The sequence below is a fragment of the Kerstersia gyiorum genome, assembly GCF_004216755.1.
GTDB lineage: Bacteria > Pseudomonadota > Gammaproteobacteria > Burkholderiales > Burkholderiaceae_B > Kerstersia > Kerstersia gyiorum.
In genome coordinates, this window is record NZ_SGWZ01000002.1 from 619,547 (window position 1) to 641,862 (window position 22,316).

The window sequence follows — 22,316 nt, forward strand, 5'->3', positions numbered from 1 at the left end:
GGTTGTCGCTGGGCCATCAGCCGTGCGAGCGTTCGGCGGCGCGGGCAGCCACGGCACGTTCGAGGAAAGCGCGCACGCGCTGCCAGGAATCGGCATCTGCGCCGGCATTGACGGCGGGCGAGCCACCGGTGGTGCTCAGGCGGCCCGAGACCGGGTGGCGATAGATCAATTGCGTGGTGGGTACGTAGGGGAACAGGATGGAGTGCCCGGCATCTTCGTAGTCGTAGCGCTCCACTGGCCACGGGTGGTCGAATTGCTGCAGGCGTTCCTCGACCATGCGGCCGTACAGGCTGGAGGGCCAGGAGCCATCGTCCTGCCCCGACAGCAGCAGTATCGGCCCCTGGATCTGTTCCACGCGGATGCGGGCCCGTTCCACGGCGTCCGCATCCTGCAATCCAGTGAGGATGGCCTGTGTGTGGCGGCGCGGTTCCGGGCCGTTGTCCCAGGGCTCCCAGGTGGCGTTGCGGTTGTTTTCCCACAGATGCGGCAACGGCTGTCCGCGCCACCACCAGGCGGGGCCGTCACGGCCGGTGGCCGGATTGCATGCATTCTGCGCGCAATGCACGACCGCGCCAGGCACGTAGCCAATGACGGCGCTGACCAGCTCCGGCAGCAACGAGCCCAGCAGCAGGACCAGCTCGCCTCCGCGTGATTGGCCGCTCAGGGCAACGAACCCATGCAGCGGGCGTACCCGCTGGTGCAGCCATTGCAGGCCGCGCTCGAAGTATTCCAGGTGGGTGTCGGAAATGTAGTCCGACAATCCCGGCGCCTTGAAGTACCCGAGGGCGAAGGCGGCATAGCCATGCGACGCATAGAGCGCGGCGCGCGGCTCGTTGATGCCGCCGCCCGAGCCGTTCAGGATCATGACGGCCGGATGCGGGCCGGGCGTGGCCGGGGTATAGAGGGTGCCGACCAGCCCGTCTTCTCGTATGTCTTCACGCTGCACGCCGTCGACGCGCAGGCGCTGAACCAGCGTGCCTCGTGCCGCGATGTCCGTGCCGCGCAGCAATTGCAGTTCGGTCGTCAGCGGGGCGCAGGCTTCGGTGTGGAATACTTCGCGGGGCGAGCCGTCCTGTTCCGGTGATTGCGACCAGATCAGGCCCATCGGCGAAATGCCGGCATAGCTGCCGTCCAGCGGCGCGTCACGGCTCAGGTCCACTGTGCCCCTGGCATCGGCGCGATAGCGCGCCTGGGCATGCCACATCACGCCGGGGCCGCGCACGGTACGGCTGCGCAGGGTGATGACTTCGTCCGGCGCCAGGCCCTGGACGGAGATGCGGCGGGGGACGTCGATCAATGCGTCCCCGGGAGTGATGTCAAGCATGCTCATGGCGTTGCGTAGGCTCCAGTAGGGTGTTGCGGCTTATTGCTGGGTGACCGGGCTGACCTGCAGCGCGGTCGTGCGGTCGCTGAGGAGGGGGACCACCTTCAGGCCCTTTTTGGCCGCCCAGATGTTCTTGTAGTGGAACAGCGGGATCTGGCCGACTTCATCGCTGACGATTTTGGCAGCGTCCTGGAAGATGGCAGCCCGGCGCTCGGCATCGAATTCAGCATTGGCGTCGTCCAGCGCCTTGTCTACTGCAGCGTTGCTGTAGCGGCCCCAATTGCTGATGCCGCGGCCCTGTGCCGGGTCGTTGCTGGCCAGTGTCTGCAGCAGGCCGTAGCCGGCTTCGCCTGTGCCGTTGCCCCAGGCCAGGACGCTGACGGCGAATTCGTTCTTGCCGGCGCGGCTGGCGTAAACCGACCAGGGCACGACTTCGACGTGCGTTTTCACACCGATGCGAGCCCAGAATTGCGCCACGGCCTGTGCGGTTTCAGGCGCTTGCGGATAACGATCGCCGGGGACGTGTATCGTGATCTGGAAACCTTCCGGGAAACCGGCGTCCGCCAGCAATTGCTTGGCGGCAGCGGCGTCATAGGGAATCTCGGGGATTTCCGGGTTGAAGCCGAACGTGTCCTTGGGCATCCACTGATTGGCGGGCGTCACGGTGCCTTGCAGGATGCGGTCGACGATGGCCTGGCGGTTGATGGCCAGCGAAAGCGCCTGGCGCACTCGCACGTCCAGCAAGGGGTTTTCCGGCAGCGGCTTGCCGGCGTTGTCCTTGATGAATTCATTGCTGCCGGGGCGGAAACTCGGTTGCAGCAGCAGGACGCGCAGGCCGGGGTAGGTATAGACCTCGACCGTAGGGGTGTTCTTCAGCTTGGTCACGTCGGTCACCGCTACTTTGTCGATCACATCGACGTCGCCGGCCAGCAGGGCAGCAGTACGGGCGGCGCCATTGTTGATGTAGCGGTAGTTCACGCGCTCCCAGTGCGGGGCCGGGCCACGGTAGTCAGGGTTGCGTTCCATGATGGTGCGGTCGCCCGGCACGTAGGACACAAACTTGTAGGGGCCGGAACCGATGACTGCCTTGCCGGAGTTGTAGTCTTCCGTCGCGCTTTTCTCGCCGACATGCTTGCTGACGACATAGATGGAGGCGATTTCCAGCGGCAGATTGGGCGAGGGGGCCTTGGTCTTGACGATCACGGTGTGCGGATCGGGCGATTCCACCGCTGCCACCGAGCGCAGTGCCCCCGAATAGGAGGCGACGGAACCCGGCACATTGCGGGCACGCTCGAAGGAGAAAAGAATGTCCTCGGCGCTGACAGGCGTGCCATCCTGCCACTTGATCGCCGGGTTCAGCTTGAATTCCCAGGTGGTCGGGTCCAGCGCCTGCCAGCTTTCAGCCAGTGCGGGCAACAGCTTGCCGCCGTCGCGCGATTCCACCAGGGAATCCCAGAAGTGCAGTGCCAGCGAGCGGTCGCCCGCATGATTGTTGAGTTGCGGATCGACTGAAGAGATCGGGTCGGCAAAGCCTATGGTCAGGGTCTGCGCGAAGGCGGTGCCGCTGACCAGCAAGGCTGCGGCGGCCAGCACCGAAAGTTTAATGGGTTTCATGGCCAGGTCCTTATTCCAGGTTGGATGGGGAAAAAATTTGCGGCATGGCATTCAAGCCGCGTCGTTGAGATGACAGGCGCTGTAGTGGCGCACGGCAATCCCCTTGAGTTGCGGGACTTCCTGCCGGCAGCGCGGCATGGCCTGCGGGCAGCGGGGATGGAAGTGGCAGCCCGCAGGCGGCGCCATGGGGCTGGGAATCTCGCCGCGCAGCGGATTGAAATGCACCTTGCGCACGTCGATGCGGGGAATCTCGGCCAGCAGCGCGCGTGTATAAGGGTGCTGCGGGTTGGCAAACAGTTCCTCCACCGGCGCAGTTTCGACGATGCGGCCCAGATACATCACCGCGACGCGGTCGCACAGATGGCGCACGACGCCCAGGTCGTGGCTGATGAAGAGGTAGGACAAACCGAGCTCTTCACGCAGGTCCATGAAAAGATTGAGTATCTGCGCCTGGATCGACACATCCAGCGCAGCGACGGCTTCGTCGCACACCAGCATGCGTGGCTGCACCGCCAGTGCCCGGGCGATGCCGATGCGCTGGCGCTGGCCGCCGCTGAACTGGTGCGGGTAGCGAAAGCGCAGGCGTGGATCCAGACCGGCGCGTTCCAGCTGTGCGCAGACGTAGTCATCGGATTCGGCGGCGTTTGTCAGGCCATGCAGGCGTGCCGCCTCGCCGACGATGCGGTTGACGCGCAGGCGCGGGTTCAGGCTGGACAGCGGGTCCTGGAACACCATCTGGATCGCCAGGCGTGCTTGCAGCCGTTGTGCCGCATTCATATTCCGTATGTCGTGGCCCAGCAGCCTGACCTGCCCGGCGCTGGCTTCCAGCATGCCGGCCGCGATCCGGCCCAGCGTGGATTTGCCGCAACCGGATTCACCCACCAGGCCCACCACTTCGCCGGGCTGTACCATCAGGCTGACGGAATCGAGCGCATGCGTGACGGCCGGGGGATGCTCCAGGTGCAAGCGGCGCATCAACCGGCCCCAGGCGCCCGGCTCGGGGCGAGCGCCGAAGTCCTTGCGGACGGATTGCAGATCGACCAGGGCTGGCAGATTCTCGGCAGTGATGGTCATGGTTGGGGTCCTGCCATATCAGGGGAGCGGCCGGGGAAGTAGCAGCGCACCGTATGAGCTTGGGCACCCGCGTGCGCAGGGGCAGCCGTGACGATAGGCGGCGGGGTGGTACAGGTAGCATTGGCGCGCGGGCAGCGTGGCGCAAAGGCACAGCCGGGCGGCAGGTCCAGCAGGTTGGGCGCCATGCCGCTGATCTGGCGCAAGCGCTCGCCACGCCGGTTGGCGCTGGGCAGGCTGTTGATCAAGCCCTGGGTATATGGATGCTGGGGCTGGTCGAGTACCTCATCGACCGGACCATGCTCGACAATGCGCCCGGCGTACATCACCGCGACATCATCGGCCAGGCCAGCGACCACGGACAGGTCATGGCTGATCCAGATCATTGCTGTACCGGTTTCCCGCACCATTGTCTGGACTTCAGAGAGAATCTGCGCCTGTATAGTGACGTCCAGCGCAGTCGTGGGTTCGTCGGCAATGATCAGGTCCGGGGAATTGAGCAGGCCGATGGCGATGGCCACACGCTGGCGCATGCCGCCGGAAAGCTGGTGCGGATAGGCCTTGAGGCGCTCTTCCGGGCTGGGGATGCCCATGCGCGCCAGCACGTCGCGGCAATGGGCCAGCGCACTGCGCTTGTCCATGCGCTGATGGGCCAGAACGGCTTCCAGCATCTGGCGGTCTATGCGCAACACCGGGTTGAGCGTGGCCATCGGGTCCTGAAAGATCATTGCAATGCGGTTGCCGCGGATAGCACGCATCGCCTTGGGTGAGAGACTGGCCAGGTCCTGGCCCTGGAACAGCACTTCGCCGGCACTGATGCGGCCCTGGGCGTCCAGCAGGCCCATGATGGAGAAGCCGGTGACGGATTTACCGGAACCGGATTCACCGACCAGGCCCAATACCTTGCCGCGTTCCAGCGTGAAGGACACGCCATTGACCACGGGCAGGGTACCGGCACGCGTCTGGAACTGGGTATGCAGGTTGCGCACCTCCAGCGTTGGCGTGCTGGCCGGGGGCATGGGGGAGTGGATGGCTGGATTCATGCGGTCCTCACTTCTGCAGGCGCGGATTGAGCACGTCGCGCATCTGGTCTCCCACCAGGTTGATGGCGACGATGGTCAGCAGCAGCGCGATGCCGGGAAAAAAGCTGATCCAGTATTCGTTCGACAGCAGGTACTGATAGCCATTGGAAATCAGCAGCCCCAGGGACGGCTCAGTAATGGGCACCCCCAGGCCAAGGAAGGACAGCGTGGCTTCCAGCGTGATGGCGCGTGCGACCTGCAGCGCGGCGATCACCAGCAATGGCGGCAGGCAGTTGGGCAAAATGTGGCCCAGCACGATACGCCACTGCGGAATGCCCTGGCCGCGCGCCGCCTCGACGTATTCACGCCGCGATTCCACCAGGGCCTGACCGCGTACGGTGCGGGCGTAGTAGGCCCATTCCAGCAGCACCAGCGTCAGCATCACATTGCCTATGCCCTTGCCCATATAGGCCAGGATCATCAAGGCCATCAGGATCGTCGGGAAGGAGAGCAGCAGATCGACAATGCGCATGATCAGCGCGTCGATCCGGCCGCCGGCATAGGCGGCGACCAATCCAATGACCGTGCCCAGCACGGCGGCGATGAGCGCCGAGCCGATACCCACGAACAGGCTGATGCGCAGGCCGTAGATGATGGCCGAATACAGGTCTCGGCCCTGGCCATCCGTGCCCAGCCAGTAGGTATAGCCTTGTTCCGTGCTGATGGCGCCCGGCGGCAGGCGGGAATCCATGACATCCAGCTGCATCAGGTCATAGGGGTCCTGGGGCGTGATGAATGGGGCGAACAACGCGGCAGCGATCACCAGCAACAGGAACAGCAGGCCGGCGCAGGCCATGCGCGAGGCGAAGAAATCACCTGCCATCTGGCGCCAGATGGATTGTGCCCGGGTCGCTGGCGTGTGCGGGGCGGCAGGCGTGCTCATGCTTTTGCCTCCAGTCGTACTCGCGGGTCCAGGACACGATAGGCCAGGTCCACCAGCAGGTTAAGCGTCACGAAAATCACGACGACAACCATCAGGTACGCGACGATGACGGGCCGGTCCAGGGTATTGATGCTGTCGAGAATCAACTTGCCTGCACCGGGCCAGGCGAAGATGGATTCCGTGACCACGGCGTAGGCAATGGTGGAACCCAACTCCAGGCCGAGCACGGTCACCAGTGGAATCAAGGTATTGCGCAGCACGTGGACCACCACGATACGAGCGTCGGACAAGCCCTTGGCACGTGCAAATTTGACGAAATCCTGTGGCAGCACTTCACGCACGCCGGCGCGCGTCAGCCGCATGACCAGTGATATTTTGAACAGCGCCAGGTTCAGCGCCGGCAGAATCATATGGCGCAGGCCTTCCAGCGTCAGCCAGGACCACTCTATGCCCAGCAGGCTGCGCGTCGGGCCGCGCCCGCTGGCCGGCAGCCAACCGAGCTGTACGCTGAAGACCATGATGAGCATCAGCCCGACCCAGAAGGCCGGCAGGGAAAAGCCGACGATGCTGCCGCTCATCAACAGCCGGGACAGCGGCGATTCAGGGCGCAGGCCGGCATACAGGCCCAGGGGCACGCCCAGCACGATGGCCAGCAGCAGCGCAGCGACTGCCAGTTCCAGCGTGGCCGGCAGGCGGTCCAGGATCAGATGGATGGCGTCCTCGCCATACACGAAACTCTTGCCCAGGTCGCCCACCAGCGCATTGTGCAGGAATAGCAGGTATTGCCGCCACAGCGGCTGGTCCAGGCCCAGCCTGGCGATGGCAGCCAGGCGTTCTTCCTGGTTCATGTCGTCGCCGATAAGGATATCGACGGGGTTGCCGATCGCATGCAGGCCGACGAACACGATGACGGTCATCGCCAGTATGACCAGGGCAGCCTGGCCGAAGCGGCGCAACAGCCACTGTGTCATGCTGGCGCCCCGGCGTAGGGGGGCAGGGGCGCGGGCGTCCATTCGCTGCCATCCAGTTCAGGCTCGGCGAACTGGACCAGGCGTTCGTAGTGCAGCGCGATGTCCTCGGTATACAGCGCGCCTGCCAGGCCCTGGGCCAGGCGGCGGGCGCCATCACTGATCTGCGGGATGTCGCCCGACACTGTTCCCATGCTGAGCGCAGCCGGATAGCAGAAACAGTGCACGCGTTCCAGCCCTGGACAATGGCCGGGTTCCTTTTGCTGGAACTCGAACAGGCTGCCCAGATAGGGGGAATTCGCCAGCTCCGCATCTTCCTGGCCGGCGGGAACGGGGAACCTGTCCTGCCACAGCTGAACATGGGCGGCGAAAGGGGCGAATTCAGGCCGCAAATGCCAATCCGGCCGGAATCCGGTGCAAAAAATGACGATATCGCCCTGTATCGGGCCTTGGCGCGTTTGCAAGGTCAGGGATTGTTCTCCGGCATGCACTTCTACGCCCTGGATGGCGGCATCCAGGTGGAAATAGGCATTCTCATGGCGCGAGACACGTAGCGTGCTGCCGTGTGGGGGCGGAACCTGCTGCTGCTGGATGTAATGGCGGATGCGCCATTTCCATTCGTCAGGCAGATGCTGATAGCCATGGGTGGCGCCAGGGCTGCCGGACCCCTTGCCCTTATTGACGCGCGGCAGTTCCGGGCGCCGGATCAGCAGGTGTACGCTGCTGGCGCCCGCTTCCAGCGCAGTGGCCGCGCTGTCCATGGCGGATGCCCCGCCGCCGATGACCAGCACGCGCTTGCCGCGCATGATGTCGCCGTCCCAGGTGTCGGAGGAGTGCACCCAGAGCGGGCGTGGCAACTGTTGGCTCCATTCCGGCACCCAGGCGCCGCCCAGGCCGTCACGTCCGGTCGCCAGCACGACATGGCGTGTCAGCACCTGGTAGGAGCCTCCGCCAGACAGATCGCGCATCTGCAAGGCCACGAGCTGGTCGGCACGAGGCTGGACGGACGTGACCTGCTGCAGGTTGCGCACGTCAGCGCCGCTTACTTCGCGGTACCAGCGCAGGTAATCCATCCATTGCAGGCGCGGGATCTTGTCGAGCGCCTCCCAGGCTGCCTGACCCCATTGGGCTTCGAACCAGGCGCGGAAGGTCAGCGCGGCAAAGCCCAGGGCAGGTCCGGCCAGCTCCTTGGGTGAGCGCAGGGTTTCCATGCGTGCCGTCGTGGCCCAGGGGCCTTCATGGCCGGCCGGCGACTGGTCGAAGTTGCGCGTCTGCAGACCCAGGTGGCGCAATGCCGTCGACAGGGCCAGCCCGGCCATGCCGGCACCGATAATGGCCACGTCCAGGACTTCCTGGCCGTCTGCTTCTTGCACAGGCGTCCAGCGGCGAGCGGGCAGGCACAGCAGGCTGAGGTCGTGCTCATAGCGCTGGCGCAGGGCCTCTAGCCCCGTCTGACAGGAAATGGAGGAAGAAGATGAAGTGGTTGTCATGGCAAAGCAATAAAAAGTGGCTGACGCACGCAGGTGCGGGAAAGCGGGATCAGCTGGCCTGCGCCTGAACCAGGCGAGCATGTTGGTCGGGGGCGTGCAGGACGCAGCCCGGCAGTCCGCCAGCGATCTCGCGCATGGTATCCAGGAGCCCGGTGACCAGGGGCGGCAAGTCCGCGCCTTGCGGGGTCAGGGCGCCGAAATAGAACGGCAGGTGAAGATCCAGGGGCCGGTGGATCAGCCCTTGCAGCGGTGCGCCGAGCACGGTCAGCGGTTCGAGAATGGCAACGCCCAGGCCGGCGCGTACCAGCACCTGGGCATTGGCCGAAGTGGTGGTGGCGATCTCTGGCAGGCGGCCATGCAGGGCCTCATTGAGCCGGTGCTGCAGGCGATGCGGGTTGTCCATGCCGACGAGCGGTCGATCGGCCAAGTCCGCCATGCTCACGACCTGTTTGGCGGCCAGTGGATCATCCTCGCGCAATACGGCGACGCAAGGCGTTTCCGCAATCCAATGCACTTGCACGCCATAGTGGTCTACCGGCAGGCTGCACAGCCCGATAGTGGTAGTGCGGTGCAGGACTTCGTTGACGACACGCTCGGGCGTCATCGTGCGCAAATGTACCTTGCGCGTTGCCAGCTCCGGCTGGAACCGGGCCAGCGCCTGCGGCATCAGGCCCAGCGCCAGCGAGGAAATCGAAGAAATCAGCAGGGGCTGTTCATGCGCCCGGCCTTCGCGCACCTGTTGCTGGATGCGGCGCACGCTGGAAATGATGCGTTCGGCTTCCTCGTACAGATGCGAGGCCAGCAGGGTCGGCTTGATGCGCGGGCCGTTGCGGTGCAGCAGGTCATAGCCAAGCTCCGCCTCCAGATCCTGGATCTGGCGGGTGATCATGGACTGTGAACGGTTCAGTTGCCGGGCGGCGCCGGTAATACTGCCCGCAGCCATGACGGCGGTAAAGGCTTCGAGTTGTCGGAGTTCCATGATTTATGCGTTTTATGCATTATTCGGCCTCCTGTATGCACAATCAAAATAATTGTTTCGTATATGCATATGGGGAATCAGCCTAAGGCGAGTCCGCCAGTGGGGCTGCGAGGGGAGCGAAAAGAGGGGGAACGATGGCTGGCAGGTACACGGACTGCAGGCTGCAGGCGTGCAGGAACTGCCCCCGTTGGACGGGAGCGCAAACTTCAGTGTCTACCTGCCGGGCAGGCGACGGCAATGTCGGGCGGTGTCAGCCGTGGTCGCGGGTACGGTCTATATGTCCGAGATCCCGGGCCGGGTCCAGGCGGTCGCGCACCAATTGCTTGAGTGTCTTGGCTTCGGGGAAGCCCTGGTCGCGCTTGCGGTCCCAGATCAGTTCATTGTTGTAGTAGATCTGGAAGATGCCGCCGGTGCCTGGCTTGAGCGCAACCTCGCCCAGGTCGGTGCCGAAGGTTGACAGCAGTTCCTGCGCCATCCACCCGGCACGCAGCAGCCACAGGCATTGTGTGCAGTAATGGATGACAATGCGCGGTGGCGTAACTGCCGGAGCGGCGGCGGGCGTATCGGAAAGGGAAAGGGGAAGGGTGTCGGTCTGCATGGTAGCGGGACTCGTCGCAATGGCGGGGAGGCGAAGACACAGGGGCAGCGGAGTCGAGGGGGCGTGTGCCTGCCGGGCAGGCAGGCACGAGCGGGCGGATCAGCCGAACAGCGCGTCCTGGGTATGGGCAACGTGTGCGATCAGTATGAAACAGATCAGCGCCGCTGCATAGGCGAGTGCCTTGCCTTGCCGGGTGCGTGCACGCTTGAGGGCCAGGGAACCCAGCACGATATAGAGCACAACCAGCCCGATCTTGAGCGCCAGCCACGGCGTGCTCAAGGGATTGAGCGCCAGCACGGTAGCCAGCGCAATGGCGCTGATCAGCAGAACCGTGTCTATGGCATAGCTGGCGTAGCGCAGCGCTGGCCGCATCATGCCTTGCTTGCCCAGCAGCATGGCGGCGCCTCGCCCCATGAACAGGCAGCCGCTGAGAACCACGGCAGTCAGGTGAACGCCGCGCATGATGACGTAGGCGCTATCCATGGTGCAGTTTCATGTATGGATGCCAGGGGTCAGTCTTCCAACCGGCGGCGGAAGACCAGCTTGGTGGCGCTGGATGCACTTGCGTCGTAGCAATAGCCTTCGCTGTTGAAAGTGCGCAGGTCGTCCAGCGAACGCGCGCGTTGTTCGATGGCATGACGTGCCATCAGCCCGCGTGCGCGCTTGGCATGGAAACTGATGATCTTCCAGACGCCGTTTTTCCAATCCTGGAAGACGCATTGCACGATCTCCGCGCCCAATGCCTTCTGGTCCACGGCTTTGAAATACTCTTCGGAGGCCAGGTTGATGACGGGGCCGTCACTCTCTGCCAGCTGTTCGCGTAGCGCCTGTGCAATCTGCGCGCCCCAATAGGCGTACAAGGTCTTGCCCTTGGCGGTTTCCAGGCGAGTGCCCATTTCCAGCCGGTACGGACGCATCAGGTCCAGCGGACGCAGCACGCCGTACAGGCCGCTCAGGATGGCCAGGTGTTGCTGCGCCCATTCCAGGTCCTTGGGCGCGAGCGTGCGGGCGTCCAGGCCTTCATAGACATCACCATTGAAGGCCAGTATCGCCTGGCGTGAATCCGCTTCGGTGAACCGGGGTTCCCACTGGGCATAACGCTCGTGATTGAGCTGTGCCAGCGCTGGGCTGAGTGACATCAGCGCTGCGATATCGTCGGCGGAGAGCTGTCGCAGAACCTGGATCAGTTCCGTCGATTGCGGCACGAAGCGGGGTTGGGTGTGCGGCAGCGCGGGCAGGGCGCTGTCGTAGTCGAGTTTCTTGGCGGGGGATAGCAGGAAAAGCATGGCGTCTCCGGAAAATTCAGGAGTGAGCGTAGCATAGCCGCCAGGCTTTTCCGCAGATCGGCACAGGCCGCAAGGGGGAAGCTGCGGCAGCAAGGAAAACGCCGGCCCGAAGGCCGGCGTATGAGTGCCGGGAACAGTATGCGCAACAGTCGTGATACTGGCCGGTGCCGGCGGCTGCCGCCGGCATGGATGCGGGCTTACTGCTGACGCAGCGGCGCCAGTGCCTTGGTCCAACGCAGCAGTTCATCCAGGCTGGCCTGGGCGGAAGCCGTGTGCTGTTCGTTGGCGATGAACTCGCCATCTTCGCCCAGATGCTGCGGGAACATCGGCACCATCACCTGTTCGACCAGCGGCACGATCTTGAGCGAGGTCAGCAGGGTCTTGACTTCCTGTACGGCGCGCAGGCCGCCCGAGGCATAGGCGTAGCTGACGAAGCTGGCGGGCTTGTAGTTCCACTCGTTGTAGACATACTGCAGCGCATTGAAGAGCGCAGGCGGTGCCGTGAAGTTGTATTCCGGGGTGACGAACACGAAGGCATCGGCGGCTGCAACGCTGGCTGCCCAGCGGCGCGTATGTTCATGCTGGTAATTCTGCATGCGCGGATGATTGGGCTCGTCGTAGACCGGCAGTTCGAAATCGGCCAGGTCGACCAGATGGGCGTCGAAACCGCCATGTTCCGCGGCGAATTGCTGGAACCAGGCGGCGATTTTCGGACCGACGCGGCCGGGACGGGTACTGGAGACAATGATATGCAGGCGAGGTTTGGCAGACATGATGTGACGCTATGTGAGAGAGGGATCCAGGAGATCCGGACGTTCATGACCGGAAAGGTCATTGGCGTACCGTTGGACTCGATAATAGCGCCGGAATCTATTGCTGTGCACCATCATTTTTCTCGATCTGAGCCTTTTCGGGAAACATGGAAACTGTTTATTCATGCGGGTTTCATGGCGTTTTTTGTTGAGCAAGGCAAGAGTGGTCCATGACTCAGCGTTCTTATTCGTGAACGATGAATGTGTCGTCTCGGCGGTTGGCATGGCGATTGGCGGCCAGTGTCGGCAGATCTGCATGCGGGCTTAGGCAATGATGGGCGTTGTAAACTGCGTGGGGTCAGCCGCCTGCAGGCCCTGTCCCGCTTGGTGGGGCAGACGGCCCTGCCATAGCGGCCCGCCGCACGAATGTGCCGTGCCGCCGGCCGGCCTGTGCTGGCGGCCTTTCAGCCCAGAACCTGATCAGGAGCCGACCCATGTCGATCAAAGACCTCAATTCGCTGCCTGGCGTAACGGCCCATCCCGAAGCCGTGACCCGCGACTACGTTTTCAACCACACCATGCTGCGGGTCAAGGATATCGAGCGTTCGCTGGATTTCTATACCCGTGTGCTGGGATTCTCTATGGTCGAGAAACATGATTTCCCGAAAGCGGGCTTCAGCCTGTATTTTCTCGCGTTGCTGGCAGACCCAGGCGTCATGCCGGATGATCCCGCGGAGCGTCACGAGTGGCGCAAGGCGCAGGCGGGTATGCTGGAGCTGACGCACAACCACGGCACCGAGAACGACCCGGCGTTCCATTATCACGATGGTAATGGCGAGCCGCGCGGCTTCGGCCATCTCTGTATTACGGTGCCGGATATCCGCGCTGCGCAGGCGCGTTTCGAATCCCTGCAGGTGCCGTTCAAGAAACGCCTGGAAGATGGCAGCATGAGGGATATTGCGTTCATCAAGGATCCTGACGGCTACTGGGTGGAAGTTATCCAGTTGACACCGCTGCAGGCCTGATTGGCCCCAGGGCCGGCAGCTCGAGTGCCAGGCTGTGGCCTGGTTGCACCGGGCGCCTGGTGACGAGTACGAAATGAAGTCGATGGCGGAGCAGTGCCGGACCCGATCCGGTGTTGCTCCGCGTTGTTATTGCTGGAGGTCGCGCGTGCTGCGTTTCATTCATACCGCTGATTGGCAGATCGGCAGGGTGTTTTCACAGTTCGAAGAGGATGATGCGGAGGCTTTGGCTGCCGAACGTTTTGCCGTCATCGAGCGCATTGCCGCTCAAGCCACGCAATGGCAGGCGGACGCCGTGCTGGTGGCGGGCGATGTGTTTGATGCGCAAGGCATCCGCGACAAGACCATACACCGGATGTTTCTGGCCATGGCTGGTTTCACGGGGCCGTGGGTCATGATTTCCGGCAACCATGATGCCGCGCTGGCCGAATCGGTCTGGGCGAGGGCGCGCCGCCTGGGCGCCGTGCCGGCGAACGTCACCCTGGCCCTGGCGCCGGAGCCGGTGATCCTGGAAGGCAAGTGCGCCATTCTGCCTGCGCCGCTGACCCAGCGGCATACCTATAACGACCTGACGGATTGGTTCGGGCAGGCGCAGACGCCTGCCGGGCTGCCGCGTATCGGCCTGGCACACGGGAGCGTGCAAGGCGTGCTGGCCGAAGATATCGACGCCACGAACCCCATTGCGGCCGATCGCGTGCAAAGCGGCCGGCTGGATTATCTGGCCATGGGCGATTGGCATGGCATGCGCTGTATAGACGAACGTTGCTGGTATTCGGGAACGCCCGAGCAGGACCGCTTTCGCGACAACGATGCGGGCCATGCCCTGCTGGTGGAAATCACTGCTGCAGGCGCGCGGCCCCAGGTGCAACCCTGGCGCTCGGGCAACTACCGCTGGGTCTCGCTGGACCTGGCCCTGCATGGCGAGTCGGATGCTGATCAGGCGCTGAACGCCATCGGGGCGCTGGGGGCGGAGCACGTCGCGCAAGTCAGCGTGTCGGGGACGGTGGACTTGCTGGGCCACGAGCGCCTGCGGCAGGCCAGCCGTCTGGCCGGTGCCAGGACAAGAGCCCTGCTGTGGGACGATACGGCATTGCGCCTGGAACCTACCGACGAGGACCTGGCCGCCTTGCGCGCCGACGGTTATGTCGGGGAAACACTGCGCCAGTTGCGCGAAGCCCAACTGGCGGCCGACGCCGGGCAAGCGGAACTGGCACGCGGCGCCTTGCTTGAGCTGGCGCGCATTCTGGAAGCAGGGCGGGGGCGCGATGAAGCGCCGCAAGCCGCCCAGCCAGCGAGGGAAGCATGAAATTGACGCGCGTACGCCTGGAATCGTTCAGGCGGTTCCGGCAGCCTTTGGAAATCTCGGGCCTGGCGCCTGGCCTGAATCTGATCGCCGCGCCCAATGAGGCCGGCAAATCCACCGTCGCCGAAGCGATACGGGCGGCATTCCTGGAGCGGCACCGGTCCAGTTCCGTTGCCTATTTGCGCCCCTGGGACGAGCCTTCCGCGACGCCTGTGGTCGAGGTCGATTTTTCCTGGCAACGCCGGGAATATCGTTTATCCAAGGCGTTTCTGGGGCGCAAGCGCTGTCATCTGCTAATTGATGGCAAGGCGCTGGACGGTGCCGAAGCCGAGGATTATCTGGCCGAAATGATGGGTTTCCGCTTTGCGCGCAAGGGCGCCAGCGACCCATCCGACATGGGCGTGCCAGGCCTGTTGTGGATACGCCAGGGGGATGCGCATGACCTGGCGCAGCGTGTGCGTCATGCGGGACAGCAATTGCGCGATGCGCTCAGTGACAGCCTGGGTGAGTTGTCAGCCAGCGACGGCGACGAAGTGCTGGCGCAGGTAAGGGAAGCGCGTGGCGCACTGCTGCACGCGGCGACCGGCAGTCCCAAGGGAGATTATGCATTGGCCTTGAAACAGCGCGATGCGCTGCGCGACGAGGTGCGTACCCTGGAACAGCGGATTGCGCTGTTCCACGAGGACATCGACCGCCTGGCGCGGCTGCGTACGGAACAGGTCCAAGCTCAGCAGCAACGTCCGTGGGAACAGCTGGCGTCGGAGCGCGAACAGGCGCAGATACGCCTGGCCCAGGCGGAGGGCCTGGCCGAGCGCCGCAAAGAGGCGGCTGAGCGCCTGCGCCAATGTCAGGCGCAGGTTGCTGCCCAGCAGCTGCGCGTGGAGCATCTGCGCCAGCAGGAAATCGCGCTTGCCGAACGCCAGGCTGCCCTGGCGGTAGTGCAGCAACGCAGTGCAGCGGCCCGTACGGCGCTGGCGCGCCAGGAACAACTGGCCCAACAGGCCCTGAAGGCACATGGGCAGGCGCAGGCCATGCTGGAAGCGGCGCGCCTGCGCCAGCGCATCGTTGAAGCGGAACGTCAGGCCCAGGTGGCCCAGCGCCAGGTGGAACAGCTGGAAGAACGCCTGCGGCAAGCGGAAGCTGCGCAGGACAATTGCCGTGAGCTGGAAGCCCAGGCGCGCCAGCAGCGCCTGACGGCAGCGGATCTCAAGCGCTTGCAGGCCCTGGAACAATCGGTGCGTCTGGCCCAGGCACGCCTGGAAGCGGCTGCGACGACCGTGGATTATGCATTGCAGTCCGGCGCTACGATTCTTGCCGGCGATGATCGCCTGGACGGTAACGGACGCATTACGCTGGCGGCAGCGACGCTATTCCAGCTGCCAGGCCTGGGTAGTTTGCGCATTCTGCCGGGCGGTGCGGAGCTGGAGGCTCTGCGCGCCAGCCATGAAGGCCTGCAGCAGCAATTGACTGCCTTGCTGATTGATCTGGACGTGGCCGATGTCGGTGCGGCGCAGGCTCGTGCCCGTCAGCACGACCAACTGGTGGCGCAGGCCGAGGCAGCCCGGCAGGTGGCCGCCAGCTATGCGCCCCAGGGTAGTCCAGCCTTGCGTGCGGAACTGGAACAGGCTCGTCAGCAGTGGCAGGAATCCCGGCAATGGCTGGCGCAACGCCAGGCAGTAGGCAGCGCCGGGCCGGAGGCCATTCCGGGACTGGAAGAAGCCAGTGCGGCGGCCGCGCAGGCGCAAGGTCAGCATGAACAGTTGGCGCAGGCTTTGCAGGACAGTCGCCTGCAGGCCGGCGTGGCCGAAGCCGAACTGGCGGCGGCCATGGCCGAGGTGCAGCGCGCCCAGGCGGCGCTCACGGCGCCGGACCGGGAAGCTCAGCAGCGCCTGGCCTTGCTGGAACTGGCCAATGCACGTGGCGATGAAGCACAGGCGCAGGCACGGCTGGAAGCACTGGATGCCGAGCTGCAGGCGCTGGATCTTGATTTCCTGCGCCAGGACGTCAAGCGCCTGGCCGACAGCGAAGGCATACAGCGGCAGCGCTACCAGGAGCGCGAGCGCCAGCTGGCCGAACTGGGGAGCCGCCTGGACATCATGGGCAGCGCCGGCCTGGAAGAAGATCTGGCGGATCGCCGCCTGCAGTTGGAACAGGCCGAGCGCCGTGCGCAAGACCTGGCGCGACGGGCCAGTGCGCTGGACTATCTCTTGCAGGGCCTGGACGCAGCCCGGGGCAAGATGATGCGGCGCCTGCATGCACCGCTGCAAAAGCACCTGGACCGTTATCTGCGGATTCTGTTTCCGGGAGCCAGCGTGGAGCTGGACGACGACCTCGTGCCTGGACAGATCACGCGGGCGGGAAGCCAGGGGCTGGAGAACGGCGCGCTGATGGACTTGAGTCATGGCGCCCGGGAACAGATCGGTGTACTGGCGCGGCTCGCCTATGCCGATCTGCTGCAGGAGGCGGGGCGGCCGGCGCTGGTCATCCTGGATGATGCACTGGTGCATTCCGACGAGGGCAGGCTGGGGCAGATGAAGCGGGTGCTCTACGACGCGGCCAGCCGGCACCAGATTCTGATCTTCACCTGCCATCCGGCAGCCTGGGAAGACCTGGGCGTGCTGCCGCGCAGTCTGAACGAGGCCTGACGGCCGTTCTGGCTGGCACGCCCGCCTGCCACGTCGCTATTGCGGGGCCGGGTTCGAAATCTGGTTTTGGGGCCGGGATCAGGGGCTGGTCCATCGGGACAAAAGCAGACCGCCCGCAATCCATCAGGATGGCGGGCGGTTGTCAGGCAAATGCAAGCGGATGCACTGCCGGGTAGGGCTTACTTGGAAGCGCTGTTGCGCAGGGCCAGGCCCAGGAGCAGCAGGGTCCAGCCCTGGAAGAGCAGGTCCAGTGCCAGCAGCAGGCCCAGAATCCACAGGCTGTTGTCCGGCCAGCCAGCGGCGATCAGGATGCCGGCCAGGAGCGTGACCACACCAGAGGTGGCGATCCATCCCCAGCCTTGCTGGCTGCGATTGTTGAACCATAGCCAGAGGCGCATGGCGCCGCTGGCTATGAGGGTGGCGCCCAGCAGCAGTGTCAGCGCGGCAGCACCGGTGATCGGGTTGACAATGGCAATGATGCCCGCTGCCGTGTAGAGCAGGCCAGCCAGGCTCCACAGCAGGAAACCGGGCCAGCTTTTGATGCGCCATGCCTGGACCAGCTGGCTGACCCCCGCAATGACGATCAGCGTGCCCACGAATACGACGCTGAAGACTGTGGCCGCCAGCACGTGCACGCTGGCAACCAGCCCGAGCACCAGCAGGATGAGCCCGACGGTGATGAACCAGCGCCAACTTGCCTGCAATCCTTGCAGCGCATCGGCAATCGGGGCGGAATATTCAGAGGGAACAACAGGGGGCTTGCGGTCAGACATTGAACGATTCCTCGTAACGGTAACCTTATGCCATTACTTTAAAGGAATTTCACGAATTGCGGCAGGCAGGCCAAAGATATAAAAAGGATTTACTTGATCCAGGCCATGTCTTCGAGTATCAGCGCGGGCGGTCTGACCTTTCCCTGCCACCTGCCGGTCTTCTGGGGGTTCAGTACGAAGAAGGGGAGGACCGGCTGGCGATGAAGCGCGCAAAGGCAGCCAGGGTGGCTTCGCTGACGTGATGTTCTATGCCCTCTGCATCGCGGCGCGCCGAATCCTCGTCGACACCCAGCGCCAACAGCAGCTGTTCGACCAGTTGGTGGCGCTTGCGGCTGACATCGGCCAGTTGTTCCCCGGCGTCGGTCAGGAAAATGCCGCGATAGGGCTTCTGGATCACATAGCCGGCATCCACCAGGCGGCGCAGCATCTTGGCTACGGTGGGTTGGGTCACGCCGATGCGGGCTGCGATATCGACCTGGCGGGCTTCGCCGGTATCACGGATCAGGTCCGAGATCAGTTCCACGTAATCATCCACGCGCTCCTGGCGACGTGCCTCGCGCGCCTGGCGGAAACTCTCTACCTGGAGCGCGGCATCCATCAAGCCCGATGTTTTCGGACGACAGGTCGGGTCGGTCATGGCTGATCTATCCTGCTTTGAATTGCTGGTTTTGTTGCGTGTGTGCATCCCATCCCAGGTTAGCGATGCTTGTCAGCCGCCACTATAGCGCCAAAATATATTATGGTTGATGCTATCAGTTATAGCCTATGCTATATTGCGTCGACGGCAATGACACAAATGCAAATTCGTTGCATCTGCATTCGCAAGCCATTGGGGTAATACGCTAATTTTGGAGCCGGGAAATGCATAGTTCAATCAGACGCAGCCTGCTGGGAGGCGCAGTGGTGTTGGCCTTTGCGCTGGGCGCAGGGCCGGTGGCGGCGCAGTCGCCTGCCAAGCTGAAAGTCGTCACGACTTTCACCGTGATCGCGGACATGGCGCAGAATGTCGCGGGTGATGCCGCCATCGTCGAGTCCATCACCAAGCCCGGCGCCGAAATTCACAACTACCAGGCCACGCCTGGCGACCTGCTCAAGGCGCAGGACGCCCAGCTGGTGCTCTGGAACGGCCTGAACCTGGAACTGTGGTTCGAGAAATTCTTCAAGCGCCTGAAAGGAGTGCCCAGCGTCGTGGTGTCCGATGGCGTCGATCCGATTTCCATCGACGAAGGCCCGTATCAGGGCAAGCCCAATCCCCACGCCTGGATGTCGCCATCCGCTGCGCTGATCTATGTCGACAATATCCGCGATGCGCTGGTGCAGCAGGACCCGGGCAATGCCGATACCTATCGCGCCAACGCGGAGGCCTACAAGGCCAAAATCAATGCCGTGGTCGAACCCATCATCCAGGAACTGGCGCAGATTCCGGAAGACCAGCGATGGCTCGCCACCAGCGAAGGGGCGTTCAGTTATCTGGCACGCGACTTCGGCCTGAAGGAACTGTATTTGTGGCCCATCAATGCCGACCAGCAAGGCACGCCGCAGCAGGTGCGCAAGATGATAGACGCAGTGCGGGAGCATAATGTTCCTGCGGTCTTCAGCGAAAGCACCATTTCGCCGGCACCCGCTCAGCAGGTGGCGCGCGAAACCGGCGCGAACTATGGCGGCGTGCTCTATGTTGATTCGCTGAGCGAGCCTTCTGGCCCGGTGCCAACCTATCTGGATCTGTTGCAGGTCACTTCGGAAACGATTGCCAAAGCACTGAAAAAATGAAGCTAGCATCGACTTCAAGCCCAGGCGCCGGGCTGGCGCTGCCTGGGCAGCCGCAAGGCGCGTATTTACTCATGTCGGCTGCGGCAGCGCCGGGCGGTGGGGGTGGCCCGTCACCTGCGGCAGGTGGCGGCGCCGCGCCGGACCCGCAGCAAGAGGGGGCCGGGCTTGAAGTCAGTGAGGTCACGGTGACCTACCGTAATGGCCACACGGCCTTGCGCGATGCCAGTTTCGCCATCCCCACCGGCACCATCGCTGCGCTGGTGGGGGTCAATGGCAGCGGTAAATCGACACTGTTCAAGTCCATCATGGGTTTTTTGCGCGTGTCGCAGGGGCGCATCCGCATTCTCGGCCAGGACGTCCGGGCTGCAATGCGGCGCAATCTGGTGGCCTATGTGCCTCAGAGCGAAGACGTGGATTGGAATTTTCCCGTCTTGGTCGAGGATGTTGTCATGATGGGCCGCTACGGGCACATGGGCTTCCTGCGCCGGCCGCGCCTGGCGGACCGGGAAGCCGTGACGCAGGCGCTGGAGCGCGTCAACATGCAGCCGTTTCGCCACCGCCAGATCGGCGAGCTGTCGGGGGGGCAGAAGAAGCGGGTGTTTCTGGCACGTGCACTGGCCCAGGACGCCCAGGTCATCCTGCTTGATGAACCCTTCACTGGCGTGGATGTGAAAACCGAGGATGCAATTGTCTCCCTGCTCAAAGGCTTGCGCGACGAAGGCCGAGTGATGCTGGTATCTACCCACAACCTGGGCAGCGTACCGGAATTCTGCGACCGTACCATTCTTATCAATCGTACCGTGCTGGCCTACGGCGCGACCCGGGATGTGTTCACCAGGGAAAATCTGGAAAAAACCTTTGGCGGCGTGCTGCGCCACTTCAACTTGCCAGCCTCCGATGCCGAGGGCGGCGTCATGGGCATCGTGACCGATGACGAGCGCCCGCTGGTCCTGCGCGATGGCCGCTCCACCGTGCGTGGCAAGGACCATGACGTTGCGCCCGGCAGCGTGCCGCCTGGAGAGGCCTGATGGCAGCGCTGCTGATGCCGTTCCAGTATGAATACATGATCAACGCCATGTGGGTGTCGGCGTTGATCGGCGGCGTATGCGCCTTCTTGTCGTGCTATCTCATGCTCAAGGGATGGTCGTTGATCGGCGATGCGCTGTCGCATTCCATCGTGCCCGGCGTAGCGGGCGCCTATATGCTGGGCCTGTCGTTTTCGCTGGGCGCTTTTTTCTCGGGCGCCCTGGCTGCCGGCGCGATGATGTTCCTGAACCAACGCACACGGCTCAAGGAAGATGCCATCATCGGCCTGATCTTTTCCTCGTTCTTCGGCCTGGGGCTGTTCATGGTGTCGCTCTCGCCGGCCTCGGTGAACATTCAGACCATCATCCTGGGCAATGTGCTGGCCATCACGCCAGGGGACACCCTGCAGCTCGCCCTGATTGGCGGTGTCACGCTGCTGGTGCTGCTGCTCAAGTGGAAAGATTTGCTGGTCACTTTCTTCGATGAAAACCACGCGCGCTCCGTCGGCATCCCGACCACCGCGCTGAAGGTGCTCTTTTTCGCCTTGTTGTCGGCCTGCGCCGTGGCGGCAATGCAAACTGTCGGGGCTTTCCTGGTCATTGCCATGATCGTGACGCCGGGGGCTACCGCCTATCTGTTGTCAGACCGTTTCCATCGCGTCATCCTGATTGCGGTCAGTATCGGGGTCGTCAGCAGTTTCATCGGTGCCTATGCCAGCTATTTCCTCGATGGCGCCACTGGCGGAGTGATCGTCGTGCTGCAAACCCTGTTATTCCTGCTGGCTTTCGTTTTCGCACCGCGCCACGGTGTGCTGGCGGCCAGGCGGCGCGGCTGCCGCACGGCAGCGCCAGAAGCTGCCTCTTTGGGAGAGGCATGATGCTGGATGCCCTGATGCTGCCCCTGCAGCTGGATTTCATGCAGTACGCACTGGCGATTGCCGTGCTGGTGGCCATTCCTGCCTCGCTGCTCTCGTGCTTCCTGGTGCTCAAGGGCTGGGCGCTGATCGGAGACGCGATTGCGCATGGCGTTTTTCCTGGCGTCGTGCTGGCCTATATGCTGGGTCTGCCATATGCGGTGGGCGCGTTTTCGGCCGGCATGGTGTGCGCGCTGGCGACAGGCTATATCGCCGATAACAGCCGCATCAAGAAAGACACCGTGATGGGCGTCGTATTTTCCGGAATGTTTGCCATCGGCCTGTTGCTTTACACCAGCATCCGCAGCGATGTGCACCTGGATCACATCCTGTTCGGCGACATTCTCGGTGTGGATGGCGCAGACCTGCGCGGCAGCGGGTTGATCGCGCTGGTAATCGGTGGCTGGGTGCTGATCAAGTGGCGCGAGCTGCTGCTGCACGCGTTTGACCCGATACAGGCCCGTACCATCGGACTGCGCGTCGGCGTGTTGCATTATGGACTGCTGGCGGCGGTGTCGCTGGCGGTGGTGGGGGCTTTGCATGCGGTGGGCATCATCCTGGCGATCTCGCTGTTGATCGCGCCTGGCGCCATCGCCTACCTGTTGACTCGTACCTTCGGCTTCATGCTGCTGGCGTCGGTGCTCATCGGCGTGTGCTGCGCAGTGGGCGGCGTTTACCTGAGCTTTTTCCTGGACAGCGCGCCAGCGCCGACCATCGTGCTGTTGCTCACGGTGCTGTTCGTCGTGGTCCTGCTGTGGTCGATGGCGCGTCAACGCCGCATCGAAGCGGGCACTGCTGCGCCGCGTGAGGCCTAAAA

General features: G+C 63.7%; 21 protein-coding genes. 7 read left to right on the forward strand and 14 right to left on the reverse strand.

Going from position 1 to position 22,316, the window contains the following annotated elements:
* Window positions 1-16 precede the first annotated feature (16 nt).
* The 12 genes from EV679_RS17625 to EV679_RS09165 form a co-directional block, all read right to left on the reverse strand.
* Window positions 17-1,330 carry an acyl-CoA thioesterase/bile acid-CoA:amino acid N-acyltransferase family protein gene (locus EV679_RS17625; protein WP_068372532.1) on the reverse strand — a complete coding sequence of 438 codons (1,314 nt, stop codon included), beginning with the start codon at window positions 1,328-1,330 and terminating at the stop codon, window positions 17-19.
* Window positions 1,331-1,363: 33 nt separating this feature from the next.
* On the reverse strand, window positions 1,364-2,938 hold the full coding sequence (locus tag EV679_RS09115) for an ABC transporter substrate-binding protein (RefSeq protein WP_068372529.1): 1,575 nt from the start codon (window positions 2,936-2,938) through the stop codon (window positions 1,364-1,366).
* A 51-nt stretch (window positions 2,939-2,989) separates the two neighbouring features.
* Window positions 2,990-4,012 carry an ABC transporter ATP-binding protein gene (locus EV679_RS09120; protein ID WP_130487012.1) on the reverse strand — a complete coding sequence of 341 codons (1,023 nt, stop codon included), beginning with the start codon at window positions 4,010-4,012 and terminating at the stop codon, window positions 2,990-2,992.
* Window positions 4,009-5,052: an ABC transporter ATP-binding protein gene (locus EV679_RS09125; RefSeq protein WP_083969654.1), complete on the reverse strand. Its 1,044-nt coding sequence runs from the start codon at window positions 5,050-5,052 to the stop codon at window positions 4,009-4,011. The genes EV679_RS09120 and EV679_RS09125 overlap by 4 nt, the downstream gene beginning before the upstream one ends.
* Before the next feature lie 7 nt (window positions 5,053-5,059).
* Entirely contained in the window at window positions 5,060-5,974 is a 915-nt protein-coding gene (locus tag EV679_RS09130) for an ABC transporter permease (RefSeq protein ID WP_068372520.1), read from the reverse strand.
* Entirely contained in the window at window positions 5,971-6,945 is a 975-nt protein-coding gene (locus tag EV679_RS09135) for an ABC transporter permease (protein ID WP_068372597.1), read from the reverse strand. The genes EV679_RS09130 and EV679_RS09135 overlap by 4 nt, the downstream gene beginning before the upstream one ends.
* Window positions 6,942-8,432: an FAD-dependent oxidoreductase gene (locus EV679_RS09140; protein ID WP_068372516.1), complete on the reverse strand. Its 1,491-nt coding sequence runs from the start codon at window positions 8,430-8,432 to the stop codon at window positions 6,942-6,944. Before EV679_RS09140 ends, EV679_RS09135 begins: the two co-directional genes overlap by 4 nt.
* A gap of 49 nt (window positions 8,433-8,481) precedes the next feature.
* Window positions 8,482-9,411, reverse strand: coding sequence for a LysR family transcriptional regulator (locus tag EV679_RS09145; RefSeq protein ID WP_068372513.1), 930 nt, complete (start codon window positions 9,409-9,411; stop codon window positions 8,482-8,484).
* 250 nt (window positions 9,412-9,661) lie between these two features.
* Entirely contained in the window at window positions 9,662-10,009 is a 348-nt protein-coding gene (locus tag EV679_RS09150) for an Rdx family protein (protein ID WP_083969653.1), read from the reverse strand.
* Window positions 10,010-10,108: 99 nt separating this feature from the next.
* A complete protein-coding gene (locus EV679_RS09155) occupies window positions 10,109-10,492 on the reverse strand; it encodes a SirB2 family protein (RefSeq protein ID WP_068372510.1) in 384 nt (127 codons plus the stop codon).
* A gap of 29 nt (window positions 10,493-10,521) precedes the next feature.
* Window positions 10,522-11,295, reverse strand: coding sequence for a peroxide stress protein YaaA (yaaA, locus tag EV679_RS09160; RefSeq protein ID WP_068372507.1), 774 nt, complete (start codon window positions 11,293-11,295; stop codon window positions 10,522-10,524).
* A gap of 197 nt (window positions 11,296-11,492) precedes the next feature.
* Window positions 11,493-12,068, reverse strand: coding sequence for an NADPH-dependent FMN reductase (locus EV679_RS09165; RefSeq protein ID WP_068372504.1), 576 nt, complete (start codon window positions 12,066-12,068; stop codon window positions 11,493-11,495).
* Between the two features lie 473 nt (window positions 12,069-12,541).
* On the opposite strand from EV679_RS09165, the gene gloA reads away from it, so the two are divergent.
* From gloA to EV679_RS17965, 3 genes are all read left to right on the forward strand, one after another.
* Window positions 12,542-13,072 carry a lactoylglutathione lyase gene (gloA, locus tag EV679_RS09170; RefSeq protein WP_130487013.1) on the forward strand — a complete coding sequence of 177 codons (531 nt, stop codon included), beginning with the start codon at window positions 12,542-12,544 and terminating at the stop codon, window positions 13,070-13,072.
* 145 nt (window positions 13,073-13,217) lie between these two features.
* Entirely contained in the window at window positions 13,218-14,375 is a 1,158-nt protein-coding gene (locus EV679_RS09175; protein ID WP_068372495.1) for a metallophosphoesterase family protein, read from the forward strand.
* Complete coding sequence (locus EV679_RS17965) at window positions 14,372-17,017, forward strand: AAA family ATPase (protein WP_130487014.1); 2,646 nt, start codon at window positions 14,372-14,374, stop codon at window positions 17,015-17,017. Before EV679_RS09175 ends, EV679_RS17965 begins: the two co-directional genes overlap by 4 nt.
* Before the next feature lie 179 nt (window positions 17,018-17,196).
* On the opposite strand, the gene EV679_RS09185 is transcribed toward EV679_RS17965, so the two are convergent.
* Window positions 17,197-17,790 carry an HdeD family acid-resistance protein gene (locus EV679_RS09185; RefSeq protein ID WP_130487015.1) on the reverse strand — a complete coding sequence of 198 codons (594 nt, stop codon included), beginning with the start codon at window positions 17,788-17,790 and terminating at the stop codon, window positions 17,197-17,199.
* A gap of 169 nt (window positions 17,791-17,959) precedes the next feature.
* Window positions 17,960-18,427: a manganese-binding transcriptional regulator MntR gene (gene mntR / locus EV679_RS09190; protein ID WP_068372484.1), complete on the reverse strand. Its 468-nt coding sequence runs from the start codon at window positions 18,425-18,427 to the stop codon at window positions 17,960-17,962.
* Between the two features lie 224 nt (window positions 18,428-18,651).
* Here mntR and EV679_RS09195 point away from each other — a divergent pair, with 224 nt between their 5' ends.
* Genes EV679_RS09195 through EV679_RS09210 form a run of 4 tightly spaced genes read left to right on the forward strand, consistent with a single transcriptional unit; the run spans window position 18,652 to window position 22,314 of the window.
* Window positions 18,652-19,560: a metal ABC transporter substrate-binding protein gene (locus EV679_RS09195; RefSeq protein WP_068372481.1), complete on the forward strand. Its 909-nt coding sequence runs from the start codon at window positions 18,652-18,654 to the stop codon at window positions 19,558-19,560.
* A complete protein-coding gene (locus tag EV679_RS09200) occupies window positions 19,557-20,588 on the forward strand; it encodes a manganese/iron ABC transporter ATP-binding protein (protein WP_242611450.1) in 1,032 nt (343 codons plus the stop codon). Before EV679_RS09195 ends, EV679_RS09200 begins: the two co-directional genes overlap by 4 nt.
* On the forward strand, window positions 20,588-21,463 hold the full coding sequence (locus EV679_RS09205; protein WP_165390012.1) for a metal ABC transporter permease: 876 nt from the start codon (window positions 20,588-20,590) through the stop codon (window positions 21,461-21,463). The genes EV679_RS09200 and EV679_RS09205 overlap by 1 nt, the downstream gene beginning before the upstream one ends.
* Window positions 21,460-22,314, forward strand: coding sequence for a metal ABC transporter permease (locus EV679_RS09210; protein ID WP_068372471.1), 855 nt, complete (start codon window positions 21,460-21,462; stop codon window positions 22,312-22,314). Before EV679_RS09205 ends, EV679_RS09210 begins: the two co-directional genes overlap by 4 nt.
* Window positions 22,315-22,316: the final 2 nt, after the last annotated feature.